Source organism: uncultured Caulobacter sp. (assembly GCF_947036865.1).
Classification (GTDB): domain Bacteria; phylum Pseudomonadota; class Alphaproteobacteria; order Caulobacterales; family Caulobacteraceae; genus Caulobacter.
The window spans coordinates 1-11,624 of the sequence record NZ_CAMQSF010000072.1 but is presented as its reverse complement, the minus strand read 5'-3'; the positions used below and the strand labels follow the sequence as shown (position 1 = coordinate 11,624).

General features: G+C 68.5%; 13 protein-coding genes, 1 tRNA gene and 1 pseudogene. 3 read left to right on the top strand and 12 right to left on the bottom strand.

All coding sequences use genetic code 11. From position 1 onward, the window contains the following. Positions 1–61: 61 nt before the first annotated feature. Positions 62–403 carry a hypothetical protein gene (locus Q0V34_RS19990; RefSeq protein WP_297515912.1) on the bottom strand — a complete coding sequence of 114 codons (342 nt, stop codon included), beginning with the start codon at positions 401–403 and terminating at the stop codon, positions 62–64. A 47-nt stretch (positions 404–450) separates the two neighbouring features. Here Q0V34_RS19990 and Q0V34_RS19985 point away from each other — a divergent pair, with 47 nt between their 5' ends. After that, on the top strand, positions 451–681 hold the full coding sequence (locus tag Q0V34_RS19985) for a hypothetical protein (RefSeq protein WP_297515909.1): 231 nt from the start codon (positions 451–453) through the stop codon (positions 679–681). Here the strand turns inward: Q0V34_RS19985 and Q0V34_RS19980 are convergent. Genes Q0V34_RS19980 through Q0V34_RS19970 form a run of 3 tightly spaced genes read right to left on the bottom strand, consistent with a single transcriptional unit; the run spans position 678 to position 1,563 of the window. Further along, a complete protein-coding gene (locus Q0V34_RS19980; RefSeq protein WP_297515905.1) occupies positions 678–878 on the bottom strand; it encodes a hypothetical protein in 201 nt (66 codons plus the stop codon). The two genes, Q0V34_RS19985 and Q0V34_RS19980, sit on opposite strands and share 4 nt — an antisense overlap. A 3-nt stretch (positions 879–881) precedes the next feature. Continuing rightward, positions 882–1,265 (bottom strand): hypothetical protein, encoded by a 384-nt coding sequence (locus Q0V34_RS19975; RefSeq protein WP_297515902.1) that lies wholly within the window; start codon positions 1,263–1,265, stop codon positions 882–884. Beyond that, positions 1,258–1,563, bottom strand: a complete 306-nt coding sequence (locus Q0V34_RS19970; RefSeq protein ID WP_297515898.1) for a hypothetical protein — start codon at positions 1,561–1,563, stop codon at positions 1,258–1,260. Before Q0V34_RS19970 ends, Q0V34_RS19975 begins: the two co-directional genes overlap by 8 nt. Positions 1,564–1,804: 241 nt before the next feature. On the opposite strand from Q0V34_RS19970, the gene Q0V34_RS19965 reads away from it, so the two are divergent. Beyond that, complete coding sequence (locus tag Q0V34_RS19965) at positions 1,805–3,760, top strand: hypothetical protein (RefSeq protein WP_297515895.1); 1,956 nt, start codon at positions 1,805–1,807, stop codon at positions 3,758–3,760. A 202-nt stretch (positions 3,761–3,962) separates the two neighbouring features. On the opposite strand, the gene Q0V34_RS19960 is transcribed toward Q0V34_RS19965, so the two are convergent. From Q0V34_RS19960 to Q0V34_RS19945, 4 genes are all read right to left on the bottom strand, one after another. Then, positions 3,963–4,295, bottom strand: coding sequence for a DUF3768 domain-containing protein (locus tag Q0V34_RS19960; RefSeq protein ID WP_297515892.1), 333 nt, complete (start codon positions 4,293–4,295; stop codon positions 3,963–3,965). A gap of 374 nt (positions 4,296–4,669) precedes the next feature. Further along, positions 4,670–6,352, bottom strand: a complete 1,683-nt coding sequence (locus Q0V34_RS19955) for a hypothetical protein (protein ID WP_297515890.1) — start codon at positions 6,350–6,352, stop codon at positions 4,670–4,672. 27 nt (positions 6,353–6,379) lie between these two features. Further along, on the bottom strand, positions 6,380–6,598 hold the full coding sequence (locus tag Q0V34_RS19950) for a hypothetical protein (RefSeq protein WP_297515886.1): 219 nt from the start codon (positions 6,596–6,598) through the stop codon (positions 6,380–6,382). Positions 6,599–6,828: 230 nt separating this feature from the next. Continuing rightward, positions 6,829–6,905, bottom strand: a tRNA-Arg gene (locus Q0V34_RS19945). A gap of 250 nt (positions 6,906–7,155) precedes the next feature. On the opposite strand from Q0V34_RS19945, the gene ggt reads away from it, so the two are divergent. After that, a complete protein-coding gene (ggt, locus tag Q0V34_RS19940; RefSeq protein ID WP_297515883.1) occupies positions 7,156–8,913 on the top strand; it encodes a gamma-glutamyltransferase in 1,758 nt (585 codons plus the stop codon). A gap of 72 nt (positions 8,914–8,985) precedes the next feature. On the opposite strand, the gene Q0V34_RS19935 is transcribed toward ggt, so the two are convergent. From Q0V34_RS19935 to Q0V34_RS19920, 4 genes and pseudogenes are all read right to left on the bottom strand, one after another. Continuing rightward, the gene (locus Q0V34_RS19935; RefSeq protein WP_297515880.1) at positions 8,986–9,216 is read right to left on the bottom strand and encodes a hypothetical protein; all 231 of its coding nucleotides are present in this window, start codon (positions 9,214–9,216) and stop codon (positions 8,986–8,988) included. 12 nt (positions 9,217–9,228) lie between these two features. Further along, on the bottom strand, positions 9,229–10,722 hold the full coding sequence (locus Q0V34_RS19930) for a sensor histidine kinase (protein ID WP_297515877.1): 1,494 nt from the start codon (positions 10,720–10,722) through the stop codon (positions 9,229–9,231). Between the two features lie 9 nt (positions 10,723–10,731). Continuing rightward, positions 10,732–11,481, bottom strand: coding sequence for a TVP38/TMEM64 family protein (locus tag Q0V34_RS19925; RefSeq protein WP_297515873.1), 750 nt, complete (start codon positions 11,479–11,481; stop codon positions 10,732–10,734). Then, a pseudogene (locus tag Q0V34_RS19920) lies at positions 11,478–11,624 on the bottom strand (dihydroorotate dehydrogenase (quinone)); the annotation flags it as partial. The gene Q0V34_RS19925 and the pseudogene Q0V34_RS19920, both read right to left, overlap by 4 nt.

Genomic DNA, 11,624 nt, shown 5'->3' with positions numbered 1-11,624 from the left:
TTGACGCTAAGCGCCATCAAACCGTTGGGATGAGAGGCCGTCCACACCAACACATCGCCCGTCAGGCCTTGAGCCATAGCCTCGCCCACCAGTGCGAACCGTCGTCGTCATCGTACTCCACCTCATAGGCCTCAAGGCGCGGATGGATGTGCCAGAAGACGGTCGGCGGCGCGTGGCCCTGGTTATAGGCTTCAAGGTCGTGTGGCCGGTCGGGTACGGATGGCGCGGCCGACGAGACGACATCGGGATTGGCCTCGCGCCGGAACCAGAGGCGCACGAGCTTTTCGCCCTCCGGACCGCCCTCGGCCGGCGCCACATCGGCTCGCGCCACCCAGGGCAGCGACCAGAGCGACGGGTCATGGTCGAGGATGAAGAAGGCGGCGTCGGGCTGGCTGTCGGTCATGGTCGCAAACCTAGTCGCGCGCCGCGCGGGCCGCTAGTCTCGCGGCCATGCCCGGGCCCAGCAACGACGACTTGCCGTCGTCCCTCTCCGATGACGCCGCCTTCGCGGTGGCCGAGATCCTTGAAGAATATGCCCCGGTGAACGCCGACGACTATGCGCGTCTGGCCGATGAAGCCGAGGCTGGCGCGGCGGCCTTCGAGGGCGGCCCGGCCCTGGCGCGGGAGGTCGCCAGCGAGCTGCGCCGACGCGCCCAGGCGCTTCGCGACGCTAGTCGCTAGCGGTTGTCACCGGAAATTCCAGCCCGCCCCTTGGCGCCGCAGACCGTGCAGCGCAGGGCGCGCGCGAGTTCGGCAGGACGCCGCCAAGCGCCGGCCTTGGCGAGGATGGCCTGTTTCGTCCAGGTGACGCTGTAGCCGCAGGCGCAGCGGATCGTCAGCCGCTCGAGCTTACCGGTGCGCGGGTCCATGTCGGCCATGCGTCAGCGCCTCGGCTCCGTCGGGCGCCAGCCATAACCGAGCGCCCGTGGATCAACGCCCGCGCCCCGCAAGGCCTCGATCGCCTCCCAGCGAAATCGCTCGGCGAGGTCCTGCGGCTCCCAGACGCCGCTGACGGCCAGTTGCGCCATCCGCGCGCCGCAGCGCGGACAGGGCGTTCGACGCTGGATTTCGGCGAGGGTGGAACCGAGCAGGGCGCGCGCGCGACCCAGCATGGTGTCCCGTCGCCAGGTCTTGCTGGTCCCGCAGGCCAGGCAACGAAACGTCAGCTCACACTTGCGCTCGAAGAGATCGACAAGGCGCGCCTGTGCGTAATGAGGCTCCAGCGCCATCAGCCTGCGGCGCTGCTGGTCGCTAAGCTCAGGCATCGGGCGGCTCGACCTGACGCACGGCCCGCCAGAACGACCAGGGCTTGCCGCTGACCTCCTCGACCTCGAACCAGGCGTCGTCGCCATCGAAGGGCGGCACGCGCTCGGGGCTTATGAAACTGCAGACGCTGCGGTGCGCACGCCGCGTTCGCCCTGGGAAGGTGAACATCAGCGTCCTGCCATGGTCGTCGCCGCCGTATTGGCGCACGCGATGCAGTTTCACCGTCATCCGATTGAGGATGCGTTCTGGTTTAGGGGCGTGCGTCGTCGCGCGCTCCCGAGCGCGTGGGGTGGGCATGGCGATCTCCGTGTTCTATTTTTGTTCTCTCGCCGACGGTCCGGAGAGTCAATGGCGCGTCGCCCCGAAAAGGCCGTGTCCAGGCGTCGCGCCACGCATCGCGTCCACCTCTCCACGAGACGCCCCTGGCGCCAAGCCAGGCCCGCGACAGCGTTAGCCAGTTGCAGTCGCGCTTGAACGCGCCATCCTGCGCCAGATGACGCTACGTCCCGAACTGTCGTGAGCGACGGTCAAGCTGGGAATGCACGAAACCGGAAAGACGGCTTTGCACGCACAGACTTCCACGGCCGCCAACGCCGCGCCGCTGCGGATCACCCCGCTCGGTCATGTCGACCACTCTGAGTATGGCGAGAAGGGGGTTAAGCTCGTCTACGCCGAAAGGCCCGACCGGAGCCTCGTCCGGGTCGACCAGCTTGAGGAGCCGCGACCTCCGCTGATCTGCCCGCTCTGCCGGACGTCGGTACACAGGTCCAAGAGCAAGACCGGACTGCGGTTCTTCCGCCACAACGCCGGCGGAGAGGGCTGCGGCGGTCCTGAAACAAACGCCCACCTCTGGGCCAAGGCCGAATTGCTCAAGGCCAGGAAGGTGTTCCTGCCAGCTGCGAAGTCCGTCTATCCCGGCGTTGAGCTCGAACTGCAGGCGGCTCGCTGGTTCGAATTCGTCGACATCGAGGTGGAGGTCCGGCGCGGCGATCTCATCCCCGACCTCGTGGCCAAGGCGACTGGCGCCGATGGCGAACTCTTCGAGTTCTGGATCGAGGTTTACGTCACGCACAAGTGCGGCCCCGCCAAGATCGCCAAGATCAAGGCCGCCGGTCCGGACGCGATCGAGATCGACCTGTCGCGCTTTCGAACCTCGTATGATGCGGCGGCGATCCGCGAGGCGCTGCTGGAAGGCCCAAGACGGCATTGGCTGCATAACAGAGCGATCGAGGCCGATTTCGAAGAGCGGACGAAAAGAGCGGAAGCCGAGCGCGCGCGCCAGGAAGCCGAAGCGCAGCGCAAAACGGCAGCGCTCATCCAGGCCTTTCGCGACGCTCGGGCGATCGCGCCTTCCGCCGGCGACAAGGCCACCGTCGCCAGGACCGAGGCCTTGGGACTGTCGGACGTCATAGGCCTGACAACACCCCGTTCGGCGTTCGCCGTCCCGGAGAGGGTCTGGCAGGCCATTCTCTGGGACAAGCTGGTGGTTGAGCCTTTGGCGGCTGGACAGCGGCTGCAACCGCTGACGCCGCTGAAGGCGCTGTCGCTTTTACGGCGCTACCTGCCCCCGGCCATGGGCGGGTTCATCGATCGAGACACCGTGAATGCGGTCAAAGCGATAGAGCCCGGCTTCATGGCGCCGCAGGACGCGCTCACGGCCTACTTCCGTGCCCTGGAGCGGAAGGGTGATGTCTGGTGCCTCGACTTCCCGAAATGGCATGTGTCCGGCCCCCGGCAGGAGGCGATCCGCGCGTATTTCGAGCGAAAGCGGGAAGCGATCGAGCGGACCAAGGCATTGCGACATCGGGTCGAGGGCTTGCTCAACCAGTCGCCCGAGAAGGTTCGCATCAACCTCGACATCTGGTTCGAGCAGCCGTGTCTTGAAGGCGTCTCCCCCTCTCGCCTGATCAGCATGGGCGATGAGGGCTGGCGTCGGCTGGACGAGGCGGTGCGCGATCTGGAGCGAATGGTCGCGGGACCTCCGGTCGATGACCTGCTGGGCCTGCCACTGGCCGCGATCCGCGCGGAGGCCGTGTTGCGGAAGGCCCAGGCGGACGCTGACGAAGCGCGCCGTCAAGCCGAGCGCGCCGCCAAGGAAGCCGACGACCGCGTCGCGGCGCTAGTCGTCCTGGCCGAACACCGACTCGGCGCCGTCACCCAGACCTGGCTGTCGTCGGGACCGGAAGGGGGGCCGTCATTCCGCGAGCTGGCCGCGCAAAGCCCGGCCGGCCTGACGAAGGCCCAAAACGCGCTCTGGGTGAAGGTCGCGCAGCTGGCGGACGAGGCCGAGAAGGCCAGGCGTTTTTCGTTGAATCTCGCCGAGATCAGCCGTCGGGCGGGGCTCTTCTATGACGACGTTAAGAAGGCGCTTTTTCTGAACACGACCCGGCGCGAGCTGGGCGGCATGGCGCCAAAGGACGCCGTGGCGGACGACGAGGGATTGCGCGCCAGCCTTGCGCTCCTCCCGCGCAAGCCTGAGCGTCGCGGTCATTGAAGCGTATTGGGCCTGCGCGCGCCCATGCTCGACGACCCGAGCCGTGGCCCCGGTTGCGACTATCCCGCTACCACGATCGCGGCGCCCCCAAAGGGCGCCGCGCCGGCGCATGGCTCACCTTCGCCGTCGGCCAGCGGCGTCTCGCCATCGCCCAGACTTGGGGCCCGCTTGCCGGGACGCCGTCAGCGCCCCGGCCGCTAGCTTAGTATTCCTCGGCCAGCATCAGGGTCAGTACCCGCCGCGTCACCGTCGGGTTGGCCGGATCGGGTGACGCGCCCGTCAGGCTTAGATCGTAGTAGTCGATCTTCCAGAACAGGCGCTGCCCATCGATCTCGAAGGCGCCGAAGTCGCGCTCTCCGTAGGGGTCGTTGTCCTCGTTGAAGACCTCGAAACAGCGCACGGCCTCAACCGCTCGCGCCAGATTCACGGCACCCAGGGCCTGAACACCTGGCGTCATCACCCATCCCACGCCCGACTGGCGGCGATGGGCGTCGTTCAAAAGGGCCACCCGCTGGCTAAGCTGCTCCTGAGTCATAGGACTATTTTCCTTGAGGCTGGGGTTGCGGACGCAAAGCGCGTCTGCAACCCGACGCCCCTCGGCGAGAGCTGGGGGTGCAAGCGGAGTGGCCGGCTTCGCGGGGACCCGGCTGCAGGGCGCGAAGAGCCCGAAGCTGGGCGGAAGCCGGTCCGAAGCGCGCCGGGGGCGGAGCCCCAAGCGCCCGCGCCCGCATGTCGGGCGCTCATGATGATGGAGCCTGTACAGGAGAGCGCGCGACGCGCGCTCGGGAAGCGGCGCCGAGCCGCCGGCGGCCGGCCAAGCCGGCCCGGAGGGGCGCGCCCGCAGGAGCCCCGAGCGCGAGCGGCGCCCCTATGGGGCGCGGGGCGGGACCGAGCGCGCCCGACGGCGGCTCACCTCTTAGGGCGGCGACCGCCTCGCGTTTTGGACCCCGTCCGGGCGGCCAGCTCCCGCGACGCCAGCTGGGCCGCATAGCCGATGATCGCTTCGTTGGACTGGTCCGGGCCAATCTCCTCCACCGCGCGCCTGACGAAGCGGACGCGCGCCTTCAGCGGAAACTCGTTCCAGAAGTCGACTTGCTCATAGAAGGCCTGCATCAAGGCTTCGGCCCTGGCCTTCCACGCGGGGTAGTCCTCTTCGAGATTGAGCGCTAAGCGAAGGGCGGCGCTCTCCTCGGCGGCGTCCTGGCTCTCTTGAAAATCACGTTGCGCGTCGCTGCGCGCCAGCGCCTCGACTATGCGCAGCAGCGCCGGATCGAGCTCACCGTCACCGTCTGCAGACGCCTGGGTGCTCGCCTTCCCTTTCTGGGGCTTCCGCACAGCGCTGCCGGCGGTGCGCAGTTTCTCGAGCTCGCCCTCCCGGTCCGATGGCGCGGCGTCGCAGGCGCGTTCGACCAGCGCCGCGGCGGTCCGGCGGGCCAAGCTGCGCGCCCGGCACCGATCTTCGCCGCTGATCGCCGTCATGCTCCGCCCGTGCACGAACTGGCTCCGAAGATCAAAGAGCTCACTGTAATCTGCCGCGACCGCCGCATCGCCCAGCAGGCCGGCTAGCCGGTGCTTCACGCATTCGGTCGCGTTGTGCTCATGCTGGCCCAGCGCGGCTTCGATCATGGTGAGGTGCCCCATGAACTCGTCGATGCCATCAGCGGCGAAGGCTCGGACCAGAAAGTGAGCGATGGGCGTCTCGAATAGTGGTGACGTCGCGGCCTGTTCGACACGGCGGATCAGCTCATCGTCAACAAGGGCGCTCACCCTCGAGGCCGCGTCACCTAGCTGATAGCGAACACGCCTTTCCAATTCGATTGTTTCGCCATCGACCTCGAACACGTCCGGCTCGAAGCTGAGTGTCTCGGCGGATGGCAGCCTATGTCGGCTCACGAAGATGTCTTCACTCACCGTGTGAACCCACGGCGCGGTGAAGGCGCGCCAGTTGAGTTCACGGTGTTCCGTCCAGTCTTCCCATGGCGCGAGCAGAATAGCGAAGAGGGCCCGTTCCACCGGGGCGGGATAGCGTTCCTGGTGCGGCTCGATCTTGAAGAAATCTCGATTGAGCGTCTCGAACAGCCATGGCAACGCCCGCTTACCGACGTTGGCGTCGAGCGCGACGGTCTCGCGAACCACGAGCCAGTTTATCTGGGAGAAACGATCGGCGTTGAACGACCAGGATGGTCGAAGACGGTCCACCGCGAGCGGGTCGATCAGGGCCAAGAGCTCGTCGGCCGTCAAAACGCGAACTTCCGCTTCGCCAAACGACCAGGTCGGCAGGTCGTCGGCGAGGTCGAGCGGACAGAGGTGAACCCGTTGAGCCTCCTTCGCCAGAAACCCCCTCTCAAGCCGATCCGCCGCTTGGTCCACCGAGAGTGGCGGGGATTTCGTGGACGGGAGCGAGTAAGGTGCCCCGAGACGCTCAAGGGCGTTGCTGAGCGCCAAAGGAAGCGTCAGCGAGCTCTTGGAGGGCGGGAAAAGCGCCTCGCAGACGGAGACTAGGTTCTTGAAGGCAGACTGCTTGAAGAGGTCGTCTGGACGACGCCGCCAGCTCCACACGCGACCAAGTGATTCAACCAGAGCCTCACGCATAGCCGACCGTCCACCTCGTGCTTGCCGCTAGCGCATCGTCCATGGGCGGACGATCAGGACCAGCATCGTGAAAAGGCCAATGAAGAGCAAAGGCGTGAAAGCCGGGCACATCGAGCGCTCGAACGCCTGAACGACGGTGCTCAGAACGGCGGTAGGCATCACCGCCGCCAAAAGGCAGCCTACCCAGCCGATCGGCTCGCTCCAACGCCGCGGTGCTGGCGTGTCTTCCTCGTCGTTCGGGCTCATGACCACCCTCCCCTTCCTGAGATGTAGCTCAGGCGATCGCGGGTTGGCGATTCGTCGATGTCGCCGTCGGCGGTGGGTAGGTCAGCGAAAAATTGCGCAGACTGGCGGATCGGGGGGCGCTTTCCACGCCGAAGCCGCAGTCACCCCATTACAAACCCCATTACAAACGCGGATTTGTAACGGACCGCTCGCGCGGCTAATTCTCAAATTATTGATTTTAATGGAGAAAATGGCGCGCCCGGAACGATTCGAACGTCCGACCCTCAGATTCGTAGTCTGATGCTCTATCCAGCTGAGCTACGGGCGCGCACTGCCTTGCGGCGAGGCGGGGGAGATAGCCGGTTCGATCCGGGGACGCAAGTGCGGTTTGGCGGATAATTTCGAAAAGTTTGCCGGTTCCGGTCGGCGACCGTCGCCGCTTCGCTCGACGACGGGGCAAGCCGGCGGCGGGCGGCGGTTCGACGCGATAGGCGCGTGACAGCGGCGCGCGATTGGTGTCCATGGACGGTCTCGGGTCGGCGGGCAGGCCGTCCCTCGCCTTCGCCAAGAGGATCCGTATGCGTCGTACCGTCTCCCTGCTCGCCCATTCCCTGCTGGGCGTGGCCGCCAGCGCGCAGCTGGCGCTGGCTCCCGTCTCCGCCGCCCGCGCCGAGTCGATCCCGCTGGGCATGCCGACGCCCCGTCCGGCCTCCACCTCGACCCCCGCCAAGGGCATGGTGGCGGCCGCCAATCCGCTGGCGGTCGAGGCGGGCCTGCGGGTGCTGCGCGACGGCGGCTCGGCCGTGGACGCCGCGGTGGCGATCCAGGCGGTGCTGGGCCTGGTCGAGCCGCAGAGCTCGGGCCTGGGCGGCGGTTCCTTCCTGGTGTTCTACGACGCCAAGACGGGCAAGGTGACGGCCTATGACGGCCGCGAGAAGGCCCCGGCCGGGGCGACGCCCCAGCTGTTCATGGGCCAGGACGGCAAGCCGCTGCCGTTCGTCACCGCCCTGCTCTCGGGCCGCTCCACCGGCGTGCCGGGCGCGGTCGCCATGTTGTCCATGGCCCAGAAGGAGCACGGCAAGCTCCCCTGGAACACGCTGTTCAAGGACGCCGAGAAGCTGGCCGACGACGGCTTCGTCGTCAGCCCGCGCCTGGCGGGCATGATCGCCAGCCGCGCGCCCCAGGCCAGCCAGCCGGACGCGGTCAAGTATTTCACCAAGCCGGACGGGACCCGGTACCAGGCCGGCGACGTCCTGAAGAACCCCGCCTATGCCGAGACCGTGCGCAAGATCGCGGCCGAGGGGCCGGCGGCCCTGCTGGAGGGGCCGATCGCCCAGGCCATCGTCAACCGCCTGCGCGAGGGCGACCTGCCCAGCAGCATCACGCTGGAGGACCTGAAGAGCTACAAGCCGCGCTCGGCGCCGGCCCTGTGCCGTCCGTGGAAGGTCTACACCCTGTGCGTGCCCAACCCGCAGTCGTCGGGCGTGGCGTTGATCCAGGCGCTGCGGATGCTGGAGCACACCGACATCGGCAAGCGCGGCCCGACCGATCCGGTGGCCTGGACGCAGCTGGCCCAGGCCGAGCGGGTCATGTACGCCGACCGCGACCGCTATATCGGCGATCCGTCGTTCGTGACCGTGCCGGTCGACGGGCTGCTGGACCCGAAATACGTCGCCGAGCGGGCCAAGCTGATCACCCAGACGGCGGGCGAGGCCCCGCCGTTCGGTCACCCCAAGGGCGCGCCCAAGGTCGGGGTCGACATGACCCACGAGCCGGGCGGCACGACCCACCTGGTGGTGGTCGACCCGCAGGGCAACGCGGTCTCGATGACCACCACGGTCGAAAGCATCTTCGGCAACGGCCGGATGGTGCACGGCTTCTTCCTGAACAACCAGCTGACCGACTTCTCGTTCACGCCGACCGAGAAGGACGGCGCGCCCGCCGCCAACGCGGTGGCCGGCGGCAAGCGCCCGCGCTCGTCGATGTCGCCGCTGATCGTGCTGGACAAGAAGGGCAAGTTCCTGGCCGCCGTCGGCTCGCCGGGCGGCAACGCCATCCTGTCCTACAATCTGAAGGCCATGGTCGGGCTGTTCTACTGGAACCTGAACGTCCAGCAGGCGGTGTCGCTGCCGAACCTGGTGGCGCGCGGGGATACGTTCTCGGGCGACGCCGACCTGTTCGGACCGCGGATGCTGAAGGCGTTGAACGCCCGCGGCGTCAACGTCAAGGTCGGCCAGATCGAGGGCTCGGGCCTGCAGGGCGTGATCGTCCGGCCCGGCGGGATCCTGGAGGGCGGCGCCGATCCGCGCCGCGAGGGGATCGCCAAGGGGCTCTGACTAGAGCGCGTTAGGTTTAAGTGTGAGCGGTTAAACCGCTCGAACGCGCTCTAAGTATCTGAATCTGGAGCGTCAGGTCTTGGCCTGATGCTCCTCAAGGCCCGCCTCGACCTCGGCGCGGGAGAAGACCTCCTCCTGGCCGTCGATCAGGAGCTCGGCGTCGGCGGCCTCCTGGACGGCGACCATCGCGGCCACGCGGCGCAGGGCGGTGGGAGCGTCCGGCGCCTCGACCGTGATCTCATGGATCGGCGCGCCGCCGGGCGAGGCGCCGATCTTCACCGCGATGGTCCAGGTGGTGCTCATCTGGCGACTCCTTCAAGAGGCGGCGCTGTCCTCCGCCCGGTCCTCGGGCTCGGGGAGTAGATCGGGAACCCCGGCCAGGGTCAGATCGAACACCGAGCCGCCCGGTCCGGTTTCCACCAGCGCCAAATCCCCGCCGTGACCGTGGGCCAGCTCGCGGGCGATGGCCAGGCCCAGGCCCGTGCCGCCGCGCCGCACGGAGCCGACGAAGGGCTGGAAGAGATTGGCGCGCGCTCGCTCGGGCACGCCGGGCCCGTCGTCGGACAGGCGCAGGATGCTCATGCCGCCCTCGCGCCGCAGCTCGACGAACACCTTGCCCTTGCCGCCCCGGTCGGGCGCGCCCTCGATCGCCTCGCGGGCGTTGCGCAGCAGGTTGGTCAGGATGCGATGCAGCTGGTCGGGATCGGCCACCACCTGCTCGCGCGCGCCGATCACGGTCTCCAGCGCCACGCCGCCGGGCGTCAGGCCGGCGTCCTCGGCGGCCATGTCGAGGGCCGGGCGCAGCGGCATGGTCCGCGTCACGGGCTCCGGCTCCTTGGACTTGCCATAGGCCATGACGTCCGAGGCCAGGGTGATGGCGCGATCCAGCGCCCGCTCCAGGCGGGGCAGGGCCTGGGCCACCTTGGGATCGCCCAGGGCGGCCAGGCGGTCCGAGGCCATCTGGGCGCTGGTCAGCATGTTGCGCAGGTCGTGATTGATCTTGGCGACCGCCTCGCCCAGGGCCGCCAGGCGGGCCTTCGAGGCGAGGGCCGCGCGCAGGTCGGCCTGCATCCGGTCGAGCTCGGCCTCGGCGCGGCCGATCTCGTCCCGGCGCTTGGAGACGGCGATGCGGGCCTGGGCGTCCTCGGGATCGACGCGGAAGGCCTCCATGGCCCGGGTGATCCGCTGCATCGGCCGGACCAGGAAGATGTTCAGGAAGGCGTAGACGAAAAGCCCCGCCAGGGCGGCCAGGAACACGGTGACCCCGGTCAGGCGCCAGAAGTAGCTGACCAGCTGCGCCTTCAGCGGCGCGTCGGGCAGCACCACCTCGACGAACTCGGCCTTGCGGAAGCGCGGCTCGGCCATCACCCGGACCATGCTGCCCTTGGGGCTGGTCAGGGTGAAGAACGGCGCGGCCAGCCAAGAGCCGGGGTTCTGGCGGCGCAGATCGACCAGGTAAGGGGTCCGGAACGGCTGCTTGGGCGGCAGGACGAGGCGCCGCGCGCCCTCGGCCTGGACCGCCACGGTCACCGCGCCGGCCTGGTCGAACATCTGGTTGGCGACCGCGTCGCTGACCCGCAGGTTCGGATCGGACTCGGCGATGGTCGAGGCCAGCTCCCCCGCCCGCACCCGATCCAGCAGCCATTGTTCCTCGTAAGCCGCCAGGGTCGGCGGCAGGAAGAGCAGGCCGCCGATCGTGACGATGATCGCGGTGAACAGCAGCAGTCGCGCCGAGAGGCCGCCGGGCCACGGAAAGCGCTTCCGGGGCGGGGCGGTCTCAGTCTCCGACGGCGAACCGGTCTCGACCATCCGATGCGGCTACTTCTCGTCCAAGGGCCTTGGCGACGGCGCGGCCTCGCGCCGCTTGCGCCAATGGCGCCACAACGGCGGCAGAAAGGCCAGAACGCCCATGCCGACGATGGGAAGATAGATGCGTGGCGACAAAAGGGTTTCCAGCGTCACCGGACCGCCCTGGGCGAAGATATGGCCCAGCCCGGCGCCAATGCCGGCATAGACGAAGGAGCTCGGGATCATGCCCAGCACCGAGGCCAGCACGAAGGTCCGCGCCCGGATGTTCATCACCCCCGCGGCGACATTGACGATCAGCAGCGGGAAGGCCGGGATCAGGCGCAGGGTCAGAAGGTAGTTGAAGGCGTCGCCCTTGAAGCCGGCCTCGACGCGGCTCAGGAAGGCGCTGGGCTTGCGCCGCAGGGCGTCGCCGAACGCGGTGCGGAACACCAGGAAGGTGATGGTCGAGCCGCCGCTCGCCCCGGTCACCGCCGCGAAGCCGCCGCCGATCGGCCCGAACAGGAAGCCGCCGGTCAGGGACAGGATCAGCGCCCCGGGCAGCGACACCGCCACCCAGCCGACATAGACGGCCAGATAGATCGCCGCGCAGAGCAGCGGGCGGTCGTGGGCGAAGGCCTGCAGCGTGGTCCCGCTCTCGCGCAGGGCCTCCAGCGAGAGGCGGTCGGTCAGGCCGCTGGCGAAGGCGGCGACGCACAGGAGAGCGATGACCGCCAGCGGTCCGAAGCGGCGCAGCAGCGCTATGGCCCGCTCGCGCGTCATGCCGCCCCGATCGCGTCCTCGACGGCGGCGAAGCCGTCGGCGCGCAGGCGGGCGGCCAGGTCGCGCTTGATCCGCTTGACGAGGCCCGGCCCGGCATAGACCAGGGCCGAATAGAGTTGCACCGCCCGGGCGCCCGCCCGGAT